Source organism: Agromyces sp. H66, assembly GCF_004959775.1.
In the GTDB taxonomy this organism is placed as follows: domain Bacteria; phylum Actinomycetota; class Actinomycetes; order Actinomycetales; family Microbacteriaceae; genus Agromyces.
Map to the genome: position 1 here is coordinate 129045 of NZ_SJZG01000001.1, position 22148 is coordinate 151192.

The window sequence follows — 22148 nt, forward strand, 5'->3', positions numbered from 1 at the left end:
CGGTGCACCGACCCGCTCACTCCGAGACGCGCACGCTCGTGACGCGAAGCACCTCGCCGTCGGACCGGACCATGCACCGGAGCGCGGCATGATGGTCGGCGCCGGCGTCATCCAAGAAGGTCACGGTGCCCGACACGCGCTGGGCGTCGCCCGCCGTGGTGAGCTGCAACGATCGGGCCACATCGATGTCGGAATGCCCGCGTGATTCGAGGTGCACCGTCACGGCCGAACCGCACAGGGCCTCGGGGGTCGCCGGTGGCGACGATCCCGCCGCCATGAGGCTCGCGACCACGGCCGTGCCGCCCGCGACGACGGCGACGGGCACCGCGATACGCGCCCACGGCGGGATGCGATCGAACCACGCTGATGCTGTGGTGGGCCCCTCGAGGGCGGGCCTGCCGGATTCGGGTGTCATGGGCGTGAAGCTACGCGTGCCGGGTCGGCGCGGCATCCGTGTGCCGCACGGATCTTGGCGCGGCCCGACCGAGGTCGACGGGGCGATCGGGCGATCGAGGGCGCGAGCCGACGCGGATGTCGCGATCGTGCGCGATCCTCGGTCCTCCAACCGGCGATGGCCGGATAGGTTCGTGGCGTGCGCCAGAACATCGCCGTCGCCGTCACGGCGTTCGCCCTCCTGTCGGCCCTGACCGGATGCTCCGTGCCCGCCCCCGTGGCGACGCCCACACCGACCGCGTCGCCGGAACCGACGCCCGCGGCATCCGGCCCACTCACCTGCGACGACCTCGTGACCGTCGACCTCGTGGCCGCGGCGCTCGAGGGTGCCGACGGCGTGCCGGTCGAACCGGTCGCCGCAGCGAATCGGCTCGACGTCTTCGACGCCGTGCTGCTCGAGGGTGCGGGCGGCCTGCCCTGTTCGTGGCGGGTCGGCGGCGGCATGCCGGAGTACAACGCGCCGAGCGACTGGGCCTACCTGCGCATCGACGTGCTGCCCGGGGCTGCCGACCAGTGGGTCCCCATCCAGCTCGGTGATGCGCCATCGGACGTGACCCGGGAGATCGCGGGCGTCGAGGCATCCGTCGCGGGCGGCGACCCCGGGTGGTCGATCTCGGCGCCGGTCGGCGACAGCTGGGTGGTCGCGAGCATCAGCGCTGCCGCGCTGACCTCGACCGGCGGCCGGTTCGCCGGGCTGGGCGCCGACGTGATCGTCGACCGCCTGGCCGACGTGGCGGAGGCCGCGTTCACGACGCTGCAGCAGGCGACGCCCGACCAGCTCGACTGGCCGGCCCTCGAGCTCCGACAGGCGGATGCGATCTGCAACGGCGGACTCGACGAGCAGGGCATCGTGGCTGCGTTGCAGCTGCCGGCCGGCGCGGTCGTCGAGTACACCGCGTCGGACCCGACCACCGAGCCGCCGATGTCGTTCGCCGGGGCGGTCGGTGCTGCGGCGCGCGCGTTCACGTGCGAACTCGAGGCCGATGACGGGACGCAGCTCTGGTGGCTCACGATCACGGCGGCGCGCGGCCTCTCACCGCTCTTCGATCGCTACAGCGAACCCGATGCGGATGTCGCGCTGAGCCCGCTCGAGCTCGCCGATGCGCCCCGGGACGCGGAGGCACTGGTCATCGGCAGCGGCAGTGGCAGTGGCGACGGACGCGCGTCGACCGTGTACCTGAGCCTCGGCGGCACGCTGTACGAGATCCAGGGCGACCGCGCCCCGGAGGTCGCGCAGGCGATCGTCGCGCAGACGTACTGATCCGCCGGCGCCTCGCCCGTGGGGCGCCGCGACGAGCCTCGGGCGGTGGCATCGCGAGCCTCGCGGGGCGCCATGGCGAGCATCGGGCGGTGCCATGGCGAGCGTCGGGCGGTGCCATGGCGAGCCCGGGTGGTGCCATGGCAAGCCCGGGTGGTGCCATGGCGAGCCCGGGTGGTGCCATGGCGAGCCCGGGCGCGCCACGGCGAGCCTCGGGCGACAGCACGGCGAGCCTCGGGTGCGCTCGGGGCGAGCCCTGGGCGGTGCCCCGGCGTGCCGTGTCATGCCGCCCTGCCCTCACGCACCTCGAATCGTGCGCGGCCGCCGAGTCGTGGAACCTGCTCGGGGTCGATGTGTGGTGGCGGGGTGAACCAGATCTCGGATGGGTTCGCGTGGATTTGCCATCCGTCGCGGTGGATCATGTGGTGGCAGGGAGTGCAGAGGAGGACTCCGTTGGTGAGGTCGGTGGGGCCGGTGTCGCGTTCCCACCAGTTGATGTGGTGTGCGTCGACGTAGGTGATGTTCTGACCGCAGGACGCGCAGCCGCCGTCGCGTTCGGCGAGCGCGAGTCTCTGGGCTTTGGTGAAGAGGCGGGCGGTTCTGCCGAGGTCGAGGGGGAGGCTGTCGCCGCCGAGGACGGCGGGGATGAGTTCGGCGTCGGCGGACATGCGCCTGGCGGTGCGGGCGGAGATGGGTTGGTCGATGCCGTCGATGCGTGCGTGCCCGAGCCCGGTAATGAGGGTGTCGTGGTCGAGGCGCACCACGACCGTGGTCTTCGCGAGCGGGGTGAGGGTCTGCTCGCACCCCAGGGAGTGGCGGCAGATGGCGGCGAGGGCGTCGGCCTGGATCTGCGGGATCGACCGTCGGTCGTCCACGACCGGTGCCGGGCCGGGTTCGCCGGGTTCGCGGTGGCGGAGGGTGTCGGTGACGAGGGCTTCGATCGCGGTCTTGATGGGGGCGGCGGTTTCGGGGTCGAGGCGGGCGTGCAGGTGCAGCATGCCGTGCCCGTCTTCACGGATCGTGAGGGACCGCTCCATGCGGAGGTGTTCTTCGCGCGGTTCGACGCCGTCGGGATCGAGCCGCGCTTCGGCCTCGCGGACCCCGCGGTTGAGCAGGTCGAGCGGAACCCGTGCGGCGAGGTCGACGAGCGCCGCTTCCACGATGTCGGCCTTGGACGAGACGGCCCTCGCTGATGCGCGGTCGAGCATCTGGGTGATCGCGGATGCCGCCTCGACACCGATGCGACCAGATTCCAGGGCTGCGGCGACGTGCGGGTGCCGCGACGGCAGCCGCTCACCGGTGAACGTCTGCCGCTGCGCGGTGGCGGTGCCGACGGCGATCAGTCGCTGTGCGTCGGCGCGGGACGCCCCGGTGGACGCGGCGATCAGCCGGGCCGGGTTGTGGAAGCCGTGCGCTTTCGCGAGCCCGACATCGCCGAACTCGGGCCCGGATCGTTTCGTGACCTCGGCGGCGACCGTGGCGAGCAGCACCTCGATGTCGCGGCGCGTCTTCGCGAGCGCGTCGGTGACCTGCACGAGCCCGGCGTCGCTCATCTGCTCGATCTCGACCTGCGCAGCGCCGCCGATGGCACCGAACGCGGGCATCGAGCCCGCCCACACCTCACGCAGCGCCGCGACGTCACGCTCGAGCGCGACCAACGCCAACGGCACCTGCTGCTGGTGCGGGGGCTGTTCCATGCTTCGATCCTGCACCCACCCACCGACATTCGATCGAGCGCGAAAAGCACCGGTGATCAGCAATTCTACCTGTGGAGAACTCGCCCCGACGGGCCCCTGTGGAGGACAAGTCGACCGGTCGAGGCATCCGTCGCCTCAGGCAGGCCGATGCTGGCGCCGGGCCGACCGGTCCGGCGCCGCGGACGGCGGCACGCCGCCGTCCGCCGACACCGACCGCCGGCTCGCACGCGCTCGTGAGCCCTACCGCAGACGAAGCCGACCGGGCAGGAACGGGAGCACCGGTGCGCGGTACACGAGCGCGGGCGGATGCTCCGGGCTCAGGGCGAACTCGGCCCTGCCGAAGCGCCAGACCCGGTTGAACAGGAACACCTTCACGATGACCGTCTCGTCGGCCGGAACCTTCCACGTGCCGACTCCCCACTGCGCCGGCTGGCCTCGTCCGCCGACCACGACGGTCGGCCTGATCCCCGCAACGAGCGAGAACCACGGCTTGTGCAGGTTCAGTTCGATACGGCGGGATGCCGGTGCGTCGCGGGATGCCGGTGCGTCGCGGGATGCCGGTGCGTCGCGGGATGCCGGTGAGCGGCGGGATGCCGGTGAGTCGGCGTTCATGGCGTTACGCGACGAGCTCGATCTCGACTCGGGCGCCGAGCGGCAGCCCGGCGACCGCCACCGTCGTCCGAGCCGGATACGGGGCGGCGAACACCGTCGCGTACACGCGGTTCATGGCGGCGAAGTCGTCCATGTCGACGAGGTACACGTTCACCTTGACCACGTCGTCGAAGGTTCGGCCCGCCGCGGCGAGCACCGATTGCAGGTTCGCGAAGACGCGGCGCGTCTGCTCCTCGACATCGCCCTCGACCAGGGAGCCGCTCGCGGGGTCGATCGGCGTCTGGCCCGACAGGTACAGGGCTCCGGTGCCGCTCACCGCGGCATGGGAGTACGGGCCCACGGGCTCGGGGGCGTGCGGGTCGGTGATGGTCGAACGGGTCATGAGCGAAGCCTAGAAGCGGATGCGTCCGTTCGCGTAGCCACGACTGCCGGTGGCCGACATACCCTGACGTGATGGACGCCTGCACCGCCCTCGCCGAATCGATCGACCGCCTCGCCGAGCGCGGGTACTCGAGTCGACGGTTCCTCAAGGAGTTGGGGCGTGCGGCCGGGGTGCGTCGAGGACCGCTCTGGCTGACGGACGCGGCATCCGGTGGTCGCAATCGGCTTCGCGGTCGAGGATTCCACCCGACGCTCGACGACGACACCGAAGGGCAGGCGCGGCACTTCGCCGGTACCGTCGCAGTGGCCGCCCGCCTCGGTGGCACCATCACGCGCTGGCTCGTCGTGCACGTGCTGCGGGATTCGCCCGACAGCCCGGACGGCCGGCTCAGCGACGAGGCGATCGAGTTCGTGCGGCTGGTCCGTTCGGGTGAGCTCGCGCAGACGGATGCCGCGGGCTGGGTGCGTCGGCGGCTGTGCCACGCCCACGCGGCATCCGAGACGGAATGAACCGCACGCGGCATCCGCTCGGCCATCCGACCTAGCATGGGCGGGTGGACTTCTCCTTCGCCTTCACCCCCGACCTCATCGCCGTCTTCCTGACGCTGTTCGTGCTCGAGATCGTGCTCGGCGTCGACAACGTCATCTTCATCTCGATCCTCGCGTCGAAGCTCCCGAAGGAGCAGCAGGCCCGGGCACGGAACCTCGGGCTCACCCTGGCCATGGTGATGCGGGTCGTGCTCGTGTTCTTCGCCGGGTGGATCATCACCCTGAAGGACGACATCGTCGAACTCTGGGGCATGGGCTTCTCGGTGAAGGACTTCATCCTGATCGCCGGTGGCCTGTTCCTGGTCTACAAGGCGGTCACCGAGATCCATCACAAGCTCGAGGGAGCCGAGGAGGAGCACGGCTCGGCGCCCAAGAAGATCACGTTCGGCTCGGTCATCGCGCAGATCCTGGTGCTCGACATGGTGTTCTCGCTCGACTCGGTGATCACGGCGGTCGGCATGACCGAGAACCTCCTCGTCATCATCACCGTGGTCGTGCTCTCGTTCGGGATCATGTTGTTCGCGGCGCGGTTCATCTTCACGTTCGTGAACCGGCACCCCACGGTGAAGATGCTCGCGCTGTCGTTCCTCCTGCTCATCGGCGTGTTCCTCATCGCCGAGGGCTTCGGCGTCAAGATCGACAAGGCGCTCATCTACGCGCCGATGGCGTTCGCCATCCTCGTCGAGGCGTTGAACCTCGTCGCCGCCGCACGCAAGGCCAAGCGCGAGCATCGACGCCGGCAGGCCGTGCAGCTTCGCCCGCAGTACCCCGACGTCGACGAGTCGGTCGCGGTGGCGGCCGCGACCTCGAAGAGTGCGGGCGCAGGGTCGGTCGGCCTGTCGAGCCGCCCGGTCTCGGGCGAGACGGATGCCGCAGAGGAGCGCGCCGGGCTCGGGTGAGCGCCGGGGGAGCGCTGCACACCTCGCACCGCCCGGATGCGGTTCACGGATGCCGGCTACGCGTACCGCGGGCGGCCGTTCGGACGGTAGGTCTGCGCCAGGATGCCCGTCGGGAACCGCCGCGATTCCAGCAGCTCGAGGGCGAAGTCCTTCCCCTCGTCGGGGAACAGTCGTGTGCCCGCGCAGACGATCAGGGTCAGCTCGTCGACGAGCTCGCGTTCGAGCAGCCAGCGGATCAGCTGCCCGCTCCCGTGCACCTGCAGCTCTCCGCCCGGCTTCGCCTTGAGCTCACGAATGCGCGCTTCGAGGTCTCCCGAGAGCACGGTCGTGTCGGCTCACTCGGGGTCGGTGATGGTGTTCGAGGCGACGTACTTCGGTCGCGTGTTCAGCGAGCTCACGAACGGGCTGTCGAAGTCGTCGCGCACACCCCAGTACCCGGCGAAGAGCTCGAAGGTGCGCCGGCCGAACAGGAACGCGTCGGCGCGCAGGTAGCAGTCGCCGATGTACGCGTCGGACTCCTCATCGCCCAGCGGCAGCGCCCACCCGCCGCGCTCGAAGCCCGGATCGAACTCCGGATTGTTGCCGCCGTTCGCCTGCATCACGCCGTCGACGGTGATCTGGGTGTTGGTGATGAGCTTCATGGCCGTGGTTCCCTTCCCGGGGCGCCCCCGCGGAGGCCTCTCACCACTGCCACGAACGACCAGGCTGCGATCCGACAGGGCCCGCATCTCGGTCGACGCGCTCCAGGAACTCGGTGATCGCCCGGGCGAGCGCGTCGGGCGCCTCCATCGCGACGTAGTGCCCCACGCCCTCGAGCAGGACCGACGTGACCTCGCCCTCGGTGACCTGCCGCATGGTCGCCTCGGTGAACGGGCCGCCGAATCCGCCGACCGCGAGCACCGGCATGCGCAGCGGGTGGGATGTCGCGAGCTCCCTGAGCTCGTCGCCCTCCGCGAGCATCGACCGATACAGTCCGACCGCGCCGCGCCAGCCGCCCGGTCGCGCGTAGGTGCGAGCGAATTCGTCGAGGTCCTCCTCGCCGATGGCGCCCGGCACCGCCGTCATCGACGGGAATGCCCACGTGCCGAGCAGCTCTCGTTCCCGTCCGGTGAACAGGAGGTCCGCGATCCCCGGGGCGGCGAGCACGCCGATGTGCCACGAACCGCCGTGCGTGACATCCGCGAATCCTTCGAGCCCGAATCCGGCCAGGCCCATCTCGGTCGCGGTGAGGCTGATGACATCCTCCGGATGCGTTGCCGCGAGGCGGAAGACGGCGCTGCCGCTGATGTCCTGTGCCGCGAGGTGGACCGGGCCGACGCCCAGGTGCGCGATGAGTCGGTGCAGGTCCTCCGCGGCGGTCGCGCTGCTGAAGTCGTCGCCGTCGTTCGCGGAGTCGCCGAAGCCGCGCAGGTCGACCGCGAAGACCCGATGCCGCCCGGCGAGCAGGGGGATCAGCTTGTGGAACGCCCACCAGGTCTCGGGGAAGCCGTGCACCAGGAGCACCGGCGAACCTTCCGTGCCGGCCGACACGTAATGCAGGGCGGTGCCGTTGACGCCGGCCGTGTGGTGCGCGATGCCGGTCACGGTCGGGGCCGACGTCGTGGTGTCCGTGTTCATGTCCATGTTCTCGGTTTCGCCTTTCCTTGGATGGTCAACCATGTTGTCCATCATAGACAACATGGTTGTCGTTCGGTACGCGGTCGTGAACGTAGGCTTGGCTCATGTCGCGATCGGGTGCCGAGCTGGCGTTGCTCCTCCTCGGCGCGTATCGGCGCATGGTCGACGAGGTGGTCGCAGGGCTGGCGGCCCAGGGCTACCCCGACGTGCGGCCCGTGCACGATTTCGCCATGCGCGCGATCGCCGATGGCGCGGACAGCGCCTCCGAGCTCGGGCGACGCATGTCGGTGTCGAAGCAGGCGGCGGCCAAGACGATCGCGGTCCTGGTCGAGCGCGGATACGTCGACCGCGAGGCCGATCCCGCGGACGCCCGCCGGAAGCGCCTCGACGTCACGCCGTTGGGGTTCGAGGTGATGCGGGCCGGCGAGGCCCTGTTCGACGAGCTGCGCGAATCGTTCGCCCGCGAGATCGGTGCCTCGGGGCTCGCCTCGCTGGAGGCGGCGTTGCAGACGCTGGTCGGAGATTCCGTCGTCAGGATCGAGACCCCCGGGTGGGTCGCGCAGGAGCTCGACTGAGTCGCACGCCCCTGCGCGTCGAGCCCGTCGTGGCCGTCGTGGCCGTCGCCGAGCGTGCTCCATCGGGGTTGGAACGACGGGTCATCGAGGAGTCAGGGGCCTTCCTCTGGCCGTGACCGCGACCCGCCGCTCAGCGAGTGGCGCGCTCGAGGAGCTCGAGGATGTGCACGTACGGCGCCCCGGTCGCGCGGGTCATGCCGATCTCGCACGTGCGGTTGCAGGACGCATGCGCGTCGAAGCCGCGTTCCGAGAGTTCCGCCGCCTCAGCGGCCGTCGCCGATTCCGTCAGCTCGGGGTGCAGCATGCCCCGGTCGCCGGCGAACCCGCAGCAGCCCCAGGCATCGGGAACCACGGCTTCGGCGGCGAGGGCGTGCGCGAGTTGCCGGAGGTGATCGTTGGAACCCAGCCGGGTGCTCGAGCACGTCGGATGCAGCGCGACCGATTCGAGGCGCTCGCGAATGTCGAGCGCCGGCAGCAGGTGCTCGGCGGCGAAGTCGACCGCGTCGATGATGCGCAGCGAGACGGGTTCGCCGTCGAGCTCGGCCGTGTTCTCGATCGCGTGCACGAGCCCCTCCGTGCACGACGAGTTGTCGCAGACGATCGGCAGCCGGCCGCCATCGGATGCGGCGAGCAGGGCTCGCACGGTCTTCTCGATCGCCGTGCGATAGCCCGCCGCAAGGCCCTTCGACTTCCACGGTGTCCCGCAGCACAGGCCGTCGATCCCCTTCGGCGTGACGAGCGCGACGCCGGCCCGTTCGCAGAGCAGCCGGAACGAGGCCGCCGCGCCGATGCCGCCGTCAGCGGGGCCGAACATCGAGCCGACGCAGGCTGAGAAGAAGACGACGTCGCCGCTCGCAGGGGAGCTGTGCGCGCGTCTCGCTCCGCCGCGTGGCAGGTCACGTGTCCACCGCGGCACCATGTCATCGCCGAGCACCGCCCGCCCGATCGTGCTCGCCGCCGTGGCGACCGGCGGGACGGCCTTCGCCGCCGACAGCGCGAGCGAGGCGCCCCGGCTCACGGTTCGCCAACCGTCGGCCAGGCCCGCCGCGATCGCGCGTGTCGGCCCGTTCGCGTCCTGCTCCCGCAGTCGGCGCACCAGGTCGCCGGTGTTGATGAGCACCGGGCACGCGGTCTGGCACATGCCGTCGGCGGCGCACGTCTCGACGGAGGCGTACTCCTCGGCGGCGGCGAGGCGGGCGTCGAGCGAGGTGTCGCCCACGGCCCGGGCGGCGGCGCGTGCGCTGCGCACGGCGATGCGCTGACGGGGTGTGAGCGTGACATCCTTGCTCGGGCACACCGGCTCGCAGTATCCGCACTCGACGCAGCGGTCGACTTCGGTCTCGACTGCGGGCGTGAGCTTCAGGTGTTCGAGGTGCGCCGTCGGTGACTCGGTGAGCAGTACGCCGGGGTTCAGCACGTCGCCGGGGTCGCAGAGTTCCTTGACCTCGCGCATCACGGCGTACAGCTCGGAGCCGAACTGTCGCTCGACGAAGGGAGCCATGATCCGGCCGGTGCCGTGCTCCGCCTTGAGGGTTCCGCCCGCGCCGAGCACGAGCTGCACGAGTTCCTCGGTGAAGCGCTCCTGCCGGTCGATCGCACCATCGACGGTGAAGTCCTCGGTCAGGAGGAAGTGGATGTTGCCGTCCTTCGCGTGCCCGAAGATGACCGCGTCGACGTACCCGTGTCGCTCGAACAGCTCCTGCAGCCCGGCGCACGTCGACGCGAGTCGCTCGACCGGCACCGCGATGTCCTCGAGCAGCGCGGTGGTGCCCGACCGGCGTGCCCCGGCGACCGCGGCGTAGAGCCCCTTGCGGACGTGCCAGAGTCGGGCGCGCTCCTTCGGATCGCGGGTCACATCGAGTGCCGGTGCGCCGGCCGCGGTGAGTGCCGCGCCGGCGCGGTCGAGCTGCTCGGCGAGGTCGGCGTCGTCGGTGCCGTGGTACTCGACGAGCAGCGCGGCGTGCCCGTCGATGACGAGGTCGTCGACGATCCCGGATGCCGCGGGGTCGGCCTGGATGACTCGCAGCGAGGCGGCGTCCATCAGCTCGAGGGTGGCGGCGCCCGTGCCGACGAGCACCGGCAGGACGCCGGTCGCCGCCTGGAGCGAGGGGAACACGACGAGGGCGGTGGCGACGCTCGGCGCGATCGGCACCGTGTCGAAGACGGCTTCGGCGACGAATCCCAGCGTGCCCTCGCTGCCGACCATCAGGTGCGCGAGGATCTCGACCGGTTCGGTGAAGTCGAGGAACGAGTTGAGGCCGTACCCCATCGTGTTCTTGCCGCGGTACTGGCGCTCGATCTCGGCGCGCAGGTCGGCGCGCCCGCGCACCAGGTCGCGCAGGCGGGCGATGCCGGCGTGCAGCTCGGGTTCCGCGTCGGCGAGCCGTGCGTCCGCGTCGCGATGCGACGTGTCGACGACGGTGCCGCTCGGCAGCACGAACGTCATCGACGCAAGGGTGCGATAGCTGTTCTGGTGGGTGCCGCACGCCATGCCGCTCGAGTTGTTGGCGATGACGCCGCCGATGGTGGCGGCGATCTCGCTGGCCGGATCGGGGCCGAGCTTCCGGCCGTACCGGAGCAGTCGCGCGTTCACCTGGCGCACCGTCGCACCCGGCTGCACCCGCACGCGCAGGCCGTCGTCCTCGGATCGGATGCCGCGGAACGCCGAGCGCGTGTCGAGCAGGATCCCCTCGCTCGAGGCCTGACCCGACAGGCTGGTGCCACCCGACCGCAGGGTGACGCCGAGGCCGGCGTCGGCCGCGAACCGCATCACCGCCGCGACGTCGTCGACACTGCGCGGGGTCACGACCACGGCCGGGGTCAGCAGCACGTGGGAGGCGTCGACGCCCGCGACGATGCGGTCGAACTCGGCGACCGAGACATCCGGCCCGCTCGTGCCGAGGAGTCGGCCGAGCTCGGTGGCGAGTCGGGTGTCTCCGGGGGAGACGGTGGAGCGCTGGGCGGTGGCGGACGGAGTCATGCGGTGCGGCTTCCTGTGGTGACCGTTCGGGGCGTTCGGATGCGGGTGGCCGACAGCACGGCGATCGCGAGGCGGAGGAGGTCGGTCATCGCGTGCGCCGCCGGCGCGGCGGTGGCGATGAACGGCGAGGCGGGGGCGGCCGGCGCCCGATGCGCCCCGCTCACCGGTGGACGCGGAGGTGGTGGACGGCGGCGTACGTGTTGCGGATGGCCTCCATCGACTGGTCGTAGCTGGCCTGCGCGACGCCGATGAAGATGCAGTCGACGACCATGAGCTGCGCGATACGGCTGCCGAGCGCACCGGAGCGGAACCCGGTCTCACGTGCCGCAGTGGTCAGCACGATGTCGGCGTGCTCGGCGAGCGGCGAGCCGTCGTGGTTGGTGATCGCGATCGTGGTCGCTCCGGCCGCGCGCGCGATGGCGAGGAACTCGACGGTGTCGACCGTGCTGCCGCTGTGGGAGACGGCGATGGCCACCGCGTCGCGGCCGAGCGTCGCCGCCGAGGTCCACGCCGCGTGCGGATCCGACCAGTTCAGGGCCGTGCGGCCGATGCGGGTGAGCTTCTGCTGCAGGTCGAGGCCGACGAAGGAGCTCGCCCCGACACCGAAGATGTCGACGCGGTGAGCGTCGCCGACCGCGTCGACGGCCGCCTCGAGGGCGTCGATGTCGAGCGACTTCGCGGTATCGGCGATCGAGAGCGTCTCAGCCGTCGAGACCTTCGCCACGATGTCCTCGAGGCGGTCGTCGCGGTCGATGTCGCCCGAGACCTCGGGGAGGCCGGCCGTCTCGAACGTCTCTCGGGCGACCTCGCGAAGCATGTCCATGCGCAGGTCCTTGAGGTGCTCGTAGCCGATGCGCTTGCAGAAGCGCACGACCGACGTGGTCGACGTGCCGCAGCGTGCCGCGAGTTCGGCGATGGAGAGCTTCGCGATCACGCTCGGCTCGGCGATGAGCAGCGATGCGATGCGCTGTTCGCTCGGTCGCAGTTCGGGCAGCATCGCTCGGATGCGCACCAGCACCGGGCGTTCGTCGGCGGCTTCGGTGCGGACCTCGCGTGCGGGCATGGCTCTCCTCGTGGACGACGGTCGGTTCCCGTATCGGGCCTGTGGAGACCACAGTAGAAGAAATTTTGTTACATGGGTAGTCGATGTGATGTACTTTTGTGACCCAATGAGATCACCGTTGCTCTTCGGCCCGGCGCCCACAGCGAAGTACCCACCGGACGAGGCAGCACACAGCACTGAGGAGTTCCCCCATGAACGGTGGCACCCGCGGCACACGCGGCGCCCTCGCGGCGGTCGGCCTGGTAGCAGCCGTCGCCCTGACCATCACCGGCTGCAGCTCGGCCGATCCGGCGCCGACCGAAGAGGGCGCCGCCGGCGGCACGCTCGTCGTCGGCGTCACCAGCGACCCCGACACCCTGTTCCCGTGGAAGGCCACGCAGTTCCAGGCCGTCAACGTGTTGCAGAACCTGTACGGCACCCTGACCGAGTTCGACGCCGACCTCAACGTCGTGCCGGGCCTCGCGGAGTCGTGGGATGTCTCGGACGACGGCCTCACCGTGACCTTCAAGCTCCGTGAGGGCGTCACCTTCGCCGACGGCAGCACCTTCGGGTCCGAAGACGTGAAGTTCTCGCTGGACGCCATCGGCGACGAGGCCACGGCCGCCGTCGCGCGCACCTCGCTCGCGTCGGTCGCCGCGGTCGACGCCCCCGACGAGAACACCGTCGTCGTCACGCTGACCGCACCCGACGCCGCCCTGCCGGCGAACCTCGCCGTCATCAACATGGCGATGCTCTCCTCCGACGACACCGAGGCCGGCCTCAACACCACCCCGAACGGCACCGGGCCCTTCGTGCTCGAGGACCGCACGGCGAGCCAGTCGCTCACCCTCGCCAGGAACGACGCGTACTGGGGAGACACCGCGAAGCTCGACACCGTCGAGTTCCGCGTGATCCCCGACGAGTCGTCGATCGTCTCGGCCATGCAGTCCGGCAACGTGCAGCTCGCCGTGTTCGACGACCCGCTGGTGGCGCAGACCGCCGAGAGCGGCACCGTCGCCGTCGAGGAGACTCCGCAGCTCAGCTACCACGTGCTGCAGTTGAACGCCCGTCGCGGCGATCTCGCCGACGTGAATGTGCGTCTCGCGATGCAGTGCGCGATCGACCGCCAGGAGGTGCTCGACACCGCCGCCCTCGGCGAGGGTGAGGTGACCGGGCCGATCACGTCGCCGGCGTATCGTTCGGACCCCGACGCTCGGCCCTGCCCCGAGCGCGACCTCGACAAGGCCGCCGAGTACCTCGACAAGGCCGGCAAGTCGGCCGGCGTGACGATCAAGACGATCGTCTCGCAGGGCGAGTACGCCACGAGTGTCAACGAGGCGCAGAACCTCAAGGCGCAGCTGGCCGAGGCGAACATCACCCTCGAGCTCGAGGTGCTCGAATCGGGCGCGTTCGTCGACCGCTGGATCGCGGCAGACTTCGACGCCGCCGTCGCCCTGAACGGCGGACGGCCCGACCCCGACGGCATGTACGGCCGCTACTTCACCAGCACGGGCAACCTGAACCAGGTCGCCGGCTACAGCTCGCCCGAGCTCGACGAACTGTTCGCCGAGGGCAAGCAGAGCTCCGATCCCGATGAGCGCAAGGCGATCTACACCGAGATCTCGGAGCACCTCGAAGACAATGCGGCATGGATCTGGCTCTTCACGAGCTACACCTACACCGCGACGGCGTCGAACGTGCAGGGCTTCACGCCCATGGCGAACGGTTCGCTGCAGTACCTCCGCACCACGACGGTCAACTAGCCCCCGAACGGCGCGGCGCCCCACACATGCGCCGCGCCGTTCGGCCCGACCCACGGAAGACCATGCTCCGACGATTCATCAGGAACCCGGTGCTCCGGCGCGTCCTCGCCGCACTGGCGACGCTGCTCGGGGTTGCGGTGTTCGTCTTCATCATGTTGCGGGCGATCCCCGGCAACCAGATCACGGCCGGACTCGGCACCGAGGCCGCCGCTCTCACCCCCGCGCAGAAGCAGGCCCTCGAGGCGTACTACGGACTCGATCAGCCGCTCATCGTCCAGTTCTTCAGCTGGCTGGGCAACATCTTCACGGGCAACCTCGGCTTCTCGGCCCGCGCGCAGCAGAGCGTGCTCGAACTGACCGCGCAGTCGCTGCCCGTCACCCTCGAACTGGCGGTCTTCTCGATCGTCCTCGCGCTCGTCATGGGCATTCCGCTCGGCATGCTCTCGGCGTCGAAGCCCGACTCGCCGCGCGACGCGTTCGGGCAGCTGGTGGGCCTGGCCGGCCTGTCGATCCCCGCGTTCCTCCTCGCGACCACGCTCCTCGCGTGGCTCGCCGCCTCGCTCGGGTTCAACCCGAACGGCAAGGGCTTCGCGTACTTCTTCGAGGACCCGTGGCTGAACCTCCAGCAGATGCTGCTGCCCTCGATCGTGCTCGGCTTCGGCATCGCCGCGCCGATCATGCGCACGACGCGCACGGCAGTGCTCGAGATCCGGTCGAACGACTTCATCCGCACCGCGAGGGCCAAGGGGGTTCCAGCACGCCGGCTCCAGGTCGAGCACGTGCTCGGCAACGCGCTCGTGCCCATCGTCACGATGACGGGCCTGCAATTCGGCTACCTGCTGGGCGGCGCGGTCGTCGTCGAGCAGATCTTCTCCCTCCCGGGCATCGGCCGCCAGGTGCTGCTCGGCATCCAGCAGAAGGAGTATGCACTCGTGCAGAGCACCGTGCTCGTGATCGCCCTCGCGTTCGTGATCGTGAACCTCCTGACCGACGTGCTCTACCGCATGATCGACCCGCGGGTGCGCGCCGCATGACCGACATCACGCAATCGGCCGAACTCGCCCCCGGCGGCGGACGCACCATCGAGCGCGTCCGGCTCCTCCTGCGCAGCCGGAGCGGCCTGGTCGGGCTCATCCTGATCGTCATCCTCGGGGTGCTCAGCCTCCTCTCGGCCTTCAGTCTGCTGCCGTACGATCCGATCGCGCAGGATCCGCCGTCGCGACTGCAGCCGCCCTCGGCCGAGCACTGGTTCGGCACCGACCAGTTCGGCCGCGACGTCTTCGCGCGGGTCGCCGCGGGGGTCGCGAACTCGGCGCTCATCTCGATCGTGGCGGTGGCGTTCGCAACGGTGGTCGGCACCCTCGCCGGCATCATCGCCGGGTTCTACCGCGGCGTCTCCGACGGCGTCATCTCGGGCGTCACGAACGTGCTGTTCGCCTTCCCGCCGCTGCTGCTCGCGCTCTCGCTCGCGTCGGTGTTCGACCGCAACTGGTTCACCATCGCCGTGGCCATCGCGATCGTGTACGTGCCGATCTTCATCCGCGTCACGCGCGGCCCCGTGCTCTCGCTGCGCGAGATCGAGTACGTCAAGGCGGCCACGAGCACGGGCCAGAGCCGGGCGATGGTGATGTTCCGCCATGTGCTGCCGAACATCACCTCGATCATCATCGTGCAGGTCACGCTCTCGCTGTCGTGGGCGGTGCTGACCGAGGCGTCGCTCAGCTTCCTCGGTCTCGGAACTCCGCCCCCGGCGCCGTCGCTCGGCTCCATGATCTTCGAGGCACGCACGCTCATCGGCATCGCACCGTGGACGATGTTCGCGCCCGGTGTCGTCGTCGTCCTCCTCGTCGTCGGCCTGAACCTCCTCGGTGACGGACTGCGCGACGCACTCGACCCCAGAAACAGAGGAAAGAAATGACCACCCTCGACGGCGACCTGGCGAACCTCGCCACCGAGACGAGCCACCCGCGCTACGCGGAGCTCGACCGGATGAGCGTCGCAGAGCTCGCGGCCGTCATGAACGAAGCCGACATGACGGTTCCCCGCGCGGTCGGGGCCGCCCTGCCGCAGATCGTTCCCGCGATCGAGGCCGCGAGCGAGCGGATGTCGCGGGGCGGACGTCTCGTGTACGTGGGTGCCGGCACGCCCGGTCGCATCGGCGTGGTCGACGCATCGGAGTGCCCGCCCACGTTCAGCACGCCGCCCGAGCTCGTCTTCGCGATCATGGCGGGCGGCCCGTCGGCGATCGTGACGCCCACCGAGGGCGCCGAAGACGATGCCGAAGCCGGCGCCGCCGCGATCGACGAGGCGCGCATCGGACCGCTCGACACGGTCGTCGGCATCGCCTCGAGCGGGCGCACGCCGTACGTGATCGCGGCGATCGAGCGGGCACGCGCGCTCGGCGCTCTCACGGTAGGGCTCTCGTGCAACGTCGACACGCGACTGAGCGCCGTCGCCGAGTTCCCGATCGAGATCGCCGTGGGGCCCGAGGTACTCGCCGGTTCCACCCGGTTGAAGGCCGGCACGGCCCAGAAGCTCGTGCTCAACATGTTCTCGACGATCGTGATGGTGCGGCAGGGAAAGACCTACGGCAATCTCATGGTCGACCTGAAGCCCACGAACCACAAGCTCCGGCACCGGGCGGTGCGGATGGTGGCCCAGATCGCCGAGGTGCCGCGCGAGCGGGCTGCGGCGACCCTCGTCGAGACCGACTACGACGTCAAGGCGTCCGTGCTGATGCTCGCCCGCGGCGTCTCCCAGGCCGCGGCGGTCGAACGACTGGCCGCGGTGGGCGGCCGGCTCCGTCCGGCGCTCGAGGGGGCATGATGCGTGTCCTCGGCATGATCTCGGGCACCTCGCACGACGGCATCGACGTCGCGGTCGTGGAGTTCGACGAGCACGACGGCGCGCTCACGGGTCGCGTGCTGCACGAGGCGAGCACCCCATATGCGCCCGAGTTGCGGGAGCGGCTGATCGCGGCACTGCCGCCCGCGGCCACGACGCTCGCCGAGATCTGCGAACTCGACACCCTGATCGGCCAGGCGTTCGCGGATGCGGCGGTGGCGGCATCCGATGCGACGGGCGGGGTGGACGCCGTCACCTCGCACGGCCAGACCGTGTACCACTGGGTCGACGGGGGCCACGCGCTGGGCACGTTGCAGATCGGCCAGCCCGCCTGGATCGCCGAGGCGCTCGGTGTGCCGGTGGTCTCCGACGTGCGCATCCGCGACATCGTCGCCGGCGGGCACGGCGCACCGCTCGTGTCGTTCCTCGACGAGCTGCTGCTGCGGGGCCGCGCGGGGGTGTCGGCGGCGCTCAACCTGGGCGGGATCTCGAACATGACCGTGGTCGCCGACGGCTCGGTCGTCGCCTACGACATCGGCCCCGCGAACGCGCTCGTCGACGCGGTCGTGGTCGACGGCGCACTGAACGCGCTCGGCTACGACGAGGACGGCCGCATCGCCGCCGACGGCGGCGTCGACGAGGAGCTCCTCGCCGCGCTGCTCGACGACCCGTACTACGCCCTCCCTGCGCCGAAGAGCACCGGCAAGGAGCACTTCCATCTCGCATACGTCCGGGCGGCGGAGGCCCGCATCGGTCGCTCCCTCGAGGTCGCCGACCTCGTGCGCACGCTCACTGAGCTCACGGTGCGCACGGTGGCGCGCGACGTGCGTGCGGCCGGCATCGGCTTCCTCGCGGTCTCGGGCGGCGGATGCCGCAATCCGCTGATCCTCGACGGGCTCCGCGCCGCGCTCCCCGGGGTCGAGGTGGTCCTCGCCGATGAGCTCGGTGCTCCGGCCGACAGCAAGGAGGCGATCGCGTTCGCGCTGATCGGGTGGTGCACGCTGCACGGCGTCGCGGCCACCGTGCCCGGAGGCACGGGTGCCGAGGGGCCGCGCATCCTCGGCACGATCACCCCGGGCGCCGGCCCCCTGGTGCTGCCGCCGCCGCTCGAGGGCGGTCTGCGTTCGCTCGTGCTCGGGACGGGACGCTGACATGCCGGTGACGCTGCGGCCCGCGACGAGCGAAGATCGCGACGCGATCGTCGCGGTCTTCCTCGACTGCTGGCGCGAGAGCTACGTCGGCGTCCTGCCGAGCGCCGCGATCGAGGCGATGACGGATGCCCGTGCACAGGCGCTCTGGCGCCGGGTGCTCGCGTCCACCGAGGGCACCGTGCTCGTCGCCGAGCGCGACGGCGTGGTGCTCGGCGTGACCCGGTTCGCGGCCTCGCCCGAGGGCGACGACGGCGCGGTGCACTCCCTCTACGTCTCTCCGCGGGCGCGTGGGCTCGGCCTCGGCACGATGCTGCTCGACCGCGCGTACGAGACGTTGCGGGCCGGCGGCGCGCGGTCGGTGGCGCTCTGGGTCTTCGAGGCGAACGCCCCCTCGATCGCGTTCTACCGGGGGCGCGGCTGGCTGCCCGACGGAGGATCACGCACGCAGGACGAGTTCGGCGAGCCCGAACTGCGGCTGCGCCGTGGTGGCGAGGAGCCCGCATGAGCACCCTCGCCGAACTGCGCGTGCACCGCGTGCCGAGTCCCCTCGTGCGCCCGTTCGTCACGGCGATCCGCCGGGCGGAGCACCTCGACGTGCTGCTCGTCGAGGCCGTCGACGCCGACGGCCGGAGCGGTTGGGGCGAGGCCCCCACGAGTTGGCGGGTCACGGGGGAGAGCCCCGAGAGCGTGCGCGCGGCGGTCACCGGGCCGCTCGCCGAGGCGGTGATCGGCGTACCGACCGCCGAGCGCGAGCGCTGGTCCACGGCGATCGCCGCGGCCCTGATCGGCAACAGTGCTGCGAGGAGCGCCGTCGAGTGCGCGCTCACCGACCTGGCCGCCCAGACGGCCGGATGCCGCGTGGCCGACCTGCTCGGCGCCGCGCCCGGTGTCGACCGGGTGCGCACCGACATGACCCTCTCGGCCGGTTCCGCCGAGGACCTGGTCGCGTGGGCTCGCGGCCACGTCGATGACGGCTTCGGATGCCTCAAGGTCAAGGTGTCGGCGAACGAGGCGGCGCTGCCGGCCCTCGTCGCGCTGCGCGCCGAGCTCGGCCCCGTCATGGCCCTGCGCGTCGACGCGAACCAGGCCTTCACGCCGAGCGCCGCCATCCGGTTCATCCGCGACGCGGAGGACGCCGGCATCGACCTGGAACTCGTCGAACAGCCCGTGGCCGCAGCCGACCTCGACGGGCTCGCGCTCGTCACGGCCGCCGTCGACACGCCGATCCTCGCCGACGAGTCGGTGTGGACGACCCACGACCTGCGCCGCGTCGTGCGTCGCCGCGCCGCCGACCTCGTCAACGTCAAGCTCGCGAAGACCGGCGGCCCGACCGAAGCACTCCGTCTCGCGGCGGAGGCCGTGGCGAACGGCGTGGGGGTCGTCGTGGGCTGCATGATGGAGAGCACCGTCGGCGTCGCGTCCGCCGCCTCGCTCGCCGCGGCGATCCGGCCCGGTGCCGTGCACGATCTCGACGCCGGGCTCTGGCTGCACGACTCGCCGGTGGCGGGCGGACTCCGCTACGCGGGCGAGCACGCGGTGCTCGGCGACGGCCTCGGTCTCGGCATCCGTGCCCTCAGCGGGCGGGTGGCCGCATGAGCACCCGGGAGAGCCTCCGCGAAGCCGCCGAAGCCATGGTGGCCCCGGCCGCCTCGGCACCCGCCGGGTGCGTCATCGGCGTCGAGGTCGACGGCGAGCGGACGGTGGCCGCGGCCGGCGTGGCCTCGCCTGCGCCGGCCCGCACCCCGATGCGCCGGGAAACGCTCCACGATCTCGCCTCGGTGACGAAGGTCGTCGGCACGACCACGGCGCTGCACCGTCTCGCCTCCGAGGGAGCCCTCGCGTTCGACGATGCCGTGGTGCGATACGTGCCGAGCTTCGGCGGCGCGGACGACACGAGCATCCGCGACCTCCTGCAGCACCGCGCCGGGCTCTGGGAGTGGCAGCCGCTCTACCTCGCGCCGCAGGCCGACCCCCGTGCGGCGCTCGATGCGCTCCCGCTCCGCTACCCCGCAGGAGCCGAGCGGCACTACTCCGACCTCGGGTTCATGACGCTCGGTCGGGTCGTCGAGGTCGCGGCCGGCGAGCCCCTCGACGCGGCGGTCGCCGACCTCGTCGCGCACCCGCTCGACCTCCGAACCCTCGGCTACGGTCCCGTCGACGGGGCGGCCACGAGCGCGGGCGGCGACGATGCCGAACGCCGAATGGTGGCGACGGGGCATCCGTACCCCGTCTCCTGGCACGACGACGGATTCGTGTGGCGCACCCGACCCATCGCCGGCCAGGCGAACGACGGCAACTGCTTCCACGCGTTCGGAGGCGTGGCCGGGCACGCCGGGCTCTTCGGATCGATCGACGACCTGCTCGACGTGACCGCCGCCCTCAGCCGGGCCGACGAAGCCGGGTACTGGGACCCCGCCGTGACGGCTGACGTCGTCGCCGCCGGCCTCGACCCCGAGCAGGCGCTCGGCTGGCGCCGCCGCGAACTCGTCGTGCACGGCGAGCGACTCCCACTGCTCTGGCATCCGGGCTTCACCGGCTGCGCGGTGGGCTTCGTGCCCGGCCGGGGCATCGCTGTGGCCCTCGCGAGCAACCGGCTGCTCGCCGCGCAACCGGCACCGACCGACATCCTCTGGCGCGACGTCGTCGACACGCTCGCCTCGATCCTCAGCACACAGGAGTGAACCCACCATGACCACGAACGACCCGGTCCTCCGCATCAGCGGGCTTTCGGTCGCCTTCCGCACCGGCGGCCGCCTCGTGCCGGCCGTCACCGACGTCTCCATCGACGTGGCCGCCGGCGAGACCGTCGCCGTCGTCGGCGAGTCGGGCTCGGGCAAGTCGACGACCGCCGCAGCGATCAACCGACTGCTCCCCGAGAACGGCGTCATCACCGCGGGCAGCATCCGGTTCGAGGGTCGGGAGATCACCGGGCTCGGAGAGAACGAGCTCGTGCGCCTGCGTGGCGCGGGCATCGGGCTCGTGCCGCAGGATCCGATGTCGAACCTCAACCCCTTGATGCGCATCGGCGACCAGATCGGCGAGGCGCTCGAGGTGCACGGGTTCGGTACGGCAGCCGAGGTGTCGGCGCGTGTGCTCGAGCTGCTCGAGCTCGTCGGGATCCCCGACCCGGAGCAGCGCGCCCGCCAGTACCCGCACGAGTTCTCGGGCGGTATGCGCCAACGCGCCCTCATCGCCATGGGCCTGGCCTGCCGGCCCCGGCTCCTCATCGCCGACGAGCCGACCTCGGCACTGGATGTCACGGTGCAGCGACGCATCCTCGATCAGCTCGACGAACTGACCGGTGCGATGGGCACCGCCGTGTTCCTCATCACCCACGATCTGGCGCTTGCCGCCGAGCGAGCCGATCGCATCGTGGTGATGTTCCGCGGCGCCATCGTCGAGACGGGCACCTCGGCCGAAGTGCTCGAGAATCCGAAGCACGACTACACGAAGCAGCTCATCGCAGCCGCGCCGAGCCTCGCTTCCCGGCGGGAGCCCCTGCCCGTCCGGGGCGGCGACGTCGAGGCCGGCCCACTCGTCGAGGTCGTCGACCTGCGCAAGGAGTTCCCGCTGCGCTCGCCGAAGGCGGGCGAGCCCACGACGTTCACGGCCGTCGACGGGGTGAGCTTCACGATCCCCCGCGGCAAGACGGTCTCGATCGTGGGAGAGTCGGGTTCGGGCAAGTCGACGACCGCGAACCTGGTGCTCGGGCTCGAACCCATCACCTCGGGTCGCATCGACGTCGACGGCACCGACCTCACCACCCTGAAGCGCCGCGAGCTCTTCGCGTTCCGGCGCCGCGTACAGCCGGTGTTCCAGAACCCCTATGCCTCGCTCGACCCGCGCTACACGGTCGAGGAGTCGATCGCGGAGCCGCTCAAGGTGCACCGCGTGGGCAACGCAGCATCGCGTCGCGCGCGCGTCGCGGAGTTGCTCGAGCAGGTCGCGCTCCCGGCCGCGATGGCCTCGCGCCTGCCCCATGAGCTCTCGGGCGGGCAGCGCCAGCGCGTCGCGATCGCCCGTGCCCTGGCCCTCGAGCCAGAGCTCGTGGTGCTCGACGAGGCCGTCTCGGCGCTCGACGTGCTCGTGCAGGCGCAGATCCTCGAACTGCTCGCCGGGCTCCAGGCTCGCCTCGGCCTGAGCTACCTCTTCATCAGCCACGACCTCGCGGTCGTGCGCATGATCTCCGACGAGGTGCATGTCATGCAGCGCGGACGCATCGTCGAGAGCGGCACCCCTGAGCAGATCTTCGATGCCCCGCAGGAGTCCTACACCCGCGAGCTGCTGGCGGCGATCCCGGGCGCCCGGCTGGCATCCTGAGCCGCAG

The 22148-nt window shown here is 71.1% G+C and carries 23 protein-coding genes; 13 read left to right on the top strand and 10 right to left on the bottom strand.

Going from position 1 to position 22148, the window contains the following annotated elements; genetic code table 11:
- Nucleotides 1-16: 16 nt before the first annotated feature.
- Entirely contained in the window at nt 17-415 is a 399-nt protein-coding gene (locus tag EZM51_RS00675) for a hypothetical protein (protein ID WP_136706158.1), read from the bottom strand.
- Between the two features lie 177 nt (nt 416-592).
- Here EZM51_RS00675 and EZM51_RS00680 point away from each other — a divergent pair, with 177 nt between their 5' ends.
- Nucleotides 593-1714, top strand: a complete 1122-nt coding sequence (locus EZM51_RS00680; protein WP_136706159.1) for a hypothetical protein — start codon at nt 593-595, stop codon at nt 1712-1714.
- Between the two features lie 278 nt (nt 1715-1992).
- Here EZM51_RS00680 and EZM51_RS00685 read toward each other — a convergent pair whose 3' ends face one another.
- The 3 genes from EZM51_RS00685 to EZM51_RS00695 form a co-directional block, all read right to left on the bottom strand.
- Nucleotides 1993-3408 carry an HNH endonuclease signature motif containing protein gene (locus EZM51_RS00685; protein WP_136706160.1) on the bottom strand — a complete coding sequence of 472 codons (1416 nt, stop codon included), beginning with the start codon at nt 3406-3408 and terminating at the stop codon, nt 1993-1995.
- A 240-nt stretch (nt 3409-3648) separates the two neighbouring features.
- Nucleotides 3649-4020 carry a hypothetical protein gene (locus EZM51_RS00690; protein WP_248305386.1) on the bottom strand — a complete coding sequence of 124 codons (372 nt, stop codon included), beginning with the start codon at nt 4018-4020 and terminating at the stop codon, nt 3649-3651.
- A gap of 4 nt (nt 4021-4024) precedes the next feature.
- Nucleotides 4025-4402, bottom strand: coding sequence for a Rid family detoxifying hydrolase (locus EZM51_RS00695; protein WP_136706161.1), 378 nt, complete (start codon nt 4400-4402; stop codon nt 4025-4027).
- Nucleotides 4403-4473: 71 nt separating this feature from the next.
- Between EZM51_RS00695 and EZM51_RS00700 the strand changes: the two genes are divergently transcribed.
- Nucleotides 4474-4911, top strand: a complete 438-nt coding sequence (locus EZM51_RS00700) for a hypothetical protein (protein ID WP_136706162.1) — start codon at nt 4474-4476, stop codon at nt 4909-4911.
- 44 nt (nt 4912-4955) lie between these two features.
- Nucleotides 4956-5849 (top strand): TerC family protein, encoded by an 894-nt coding sequence (locus tag EZM51_RS00705; protein WP_136706163.1) that lies wholly within the window; start codon nt 4956-4958, stop codon nt 5847-5849.
- A gap of 56 nt (nt 5850-5905) precedes the next feature.
- Here EZM51_RS00705 and EZM51_RS20955 read toward each other — a convergent pair whose 3' ends face one another.
- Genes EZM51_RS20955 through EZM51_RS00715 form a run of 3 tightly spaced genes read right to left on the bottom strand, consistent with a single transcriptional unit; the run spans nt 5906 to nt 7466 of the window.
- On the bottom strand, nt 5906-6172 hold the full coding sequence (locus EZM51_RS20955; RefSeq protein WP_248305387.1) for a dihydrofolate reductase family protein: 267 nt from the start codon (nt 6170-6172) through the stop codon (nt 5906-5908).
- A 12-nt stretch (nt 6173-6184) separates the two neighbouring features.
- A complete protein-coding gene (locus EZM51_RS20960; RefSeq protein ID WP_248305388.1) occupies nt 6185-6490 on the bottom strand; it encodes a hypothetical protein in 306 nt (101 codons plus the stop codon).
- Nucleotides 6491-6530: 40 nt separating this feature from the next.
- A complete protein-coding gene (locus tag EZM51_RS00715; protein ID WP_136706164.1) occupies nt 6531-7466 on the bottom strand; it encodes an alpha/beta hydrolase in 936 nt (311 codons plus the stop codon).
- 104 nt (nt 7467-7570) lie between these two features.
- Between EZM51_RS00715 and EZM51_RS00720 the strand changes: the two genes are divergently transcribed.
- Nucleotides 7571-8041 (top strand): MarR family transcriptional regulator, encoded by a 471-nt coding sequence (locus EZM51_RS00720; RefSeq protein WP_136706165.1) that lies wholly within the window; start codon nt 7571-7573, stop codon nt 8039-8041.
- A 130-nt stretch (nt 8042-8171) separates the two neighbouring features.
- On the opposite strand, the gene EZM51_RS00725 is transcribed toward EZM51_RS00720, so the two are convergent.
- Genes EZM51_RS00725 through EZM51_RS00730 form a run of 3 tightly spaced genes read right to left on the bottom strand, consistent with a single transcriptional unit; the run spans nt 8172 to nt 12084 of the window.
- Nucleotides 8172-11021 carry an FAD-binding and (Fe-S)-binding domain-containing protein gene (locus EZM51_RS00725; protein WP_136706166.1) on the bottom strand — a complete coding sequence of 950 codons (2850 nt, stop codon included), beginning with the start codon at nt 11019-11021 and terminating at the stop codon, nt 8172-8174.
- Entirely contained in the window at nt 11018-11185 is a 168-nt protein-coding gene (locus EZM51_RS20405) for a hypothetical protein (RefSeq protein WP_169053729.1), read from the bottom strand. The genes EZM51_RS00725 and EZM51_RS20405 overlap by 4 nt, the downstream gene beginning before the upstream one ends.
- Nucleotides 11182-12084 carry a MurR/RpiR family transcriptional regulator gene (locus tag EZM51_RS00730; protein ID WP_136706167.1) on the bottom strand — a complete coding sequence of 301 codons (903 nt, stop codon included), beginning with the start codon at nt 12082-12084 and terminating at the stop codon, nt 11182-11184. Before EZM51_RS00730 ends, EZM51_RS20405 begins: the two co-directional genes overlap by 4 nt.
- A gap of 191 nt (nt 12085-12275) precedes the next feature.
- Between EZM51_RS00730 and EZM51_RS00735 the strand changes: the two genes are divergently transcribed.
- The 9 genes from EZM51_RS00735 to EZM51_RS00775 all read left to right on the top strand — a co-directional run bounded on the left by EZM51_RS00735 (nt 12276) and on the right by EZM51_RS00775 (nt 22141).
- The gene (locus EZM51_RS00735; protein ID WP_136706168.1) at nt 12276-13826 is read left to right on the top strand and encodes an ABC transporter substrate-binding protein; all 1551 of its coding nucleotides are present in this window, start codon (nt 12276-12278) and stop codon (nt 13824-13826) included.
- Between the two features lie 62 nt (nt 13827-13888).
- On the top strand, nt 13889-14860 hold the full coding sequence (locus tag EZM51_RS00740) for an ABC transporter permease (protein WP_136706169.1): 972 nt from the start codon (nt 13889-13891) through the stop codon (nt 14858-14860).
- Nucleotides 14857-15744 (top strand): ABC transporter permease, encoded by an 888-nt coding sequence (locus EZM51_RS00745; protein WP_136706170.1) that lies wholly within the window; start codon nt 14857-14859, stop codon nt 15742-15744. Before EZM51_RS00740 ends, EZM51_RS00745 begins: the two co-directional genes overlap by 4 nt.
- A complete protein-coding gene (gene murQ, locus EZM51_RS00750; protein WP_136706171.1) occupies nt 15741-16652 on the top strand; it encodes an N-acetylmuramic acid 6-phosphate etherase in 912 nt (303 codons plus the stop codon). Before EZM51_RS00745 ends, murQ begins: the two co-directional genes overlap by 4 nt.
- On the top strand, nt 16649-17821 hold the full coding sequence (locus tag EZM51_RS00755; protein ID WP_349236050.1) for an anhydro-N-acetylmuramic acid kinase: 1173 nt from the start codon (nt 16649-16651) through the stop codon (nt 17819-17821). Before murQ ends, EZM51_RS00755 begins: the two co-directional genes overlap by 4 nt.
- 1 nt (nt 17822) lies before the next feature.
- Entirely contained in the window at nt 17823-18326 is a 504-nt protein-coding gene (locus EZM51_RS00760) for a GNAT family N-acetyltransferase (RefSeq protein WP_136706173.1), read from the top strand.
- Complete coding sequence (locus EZM51_RS00765; RefSeq protein ID WP_136706174.1) at nt 18323-19417, top strand: enolase C-terminal domain-like protein; 1095 nt, start codon at nt 18323-18325, stop codon at nt 19415-19417. The genes EZM51_RS00760 and EZM51_RS00765 overlap by 4 nt, the downstream gene beginning before the upstream one ends.
- Nucleotides 19414-20502 (top strand): serine hydrolase domain-containing protein, encoded by a 1089-nt coding sequence (locus EZM51_RS00770; RefSeq protein WP_136706175.1) that lies wholly within the window; start codon nt 19414-19416, stop codon nt 20500-20502. The genes EZM51_RS00765 and EZM51_RS00770 overlap by 4 nt, the downstream gene beginning before the upstream one ends.
- Before the next feature lie 7 nt (nt 20503-20509).
- Entirely contained in the window at nt 20510-22141 is a 1632-nt protein-coding gene (locus EZM51_RS00775; protein ID WP_136706176.1) for an ABC transporter ATP-binding protein, read from the top strand.
- Nucleotides 22142-22148 lie beyond the last annotated feature (7 nt).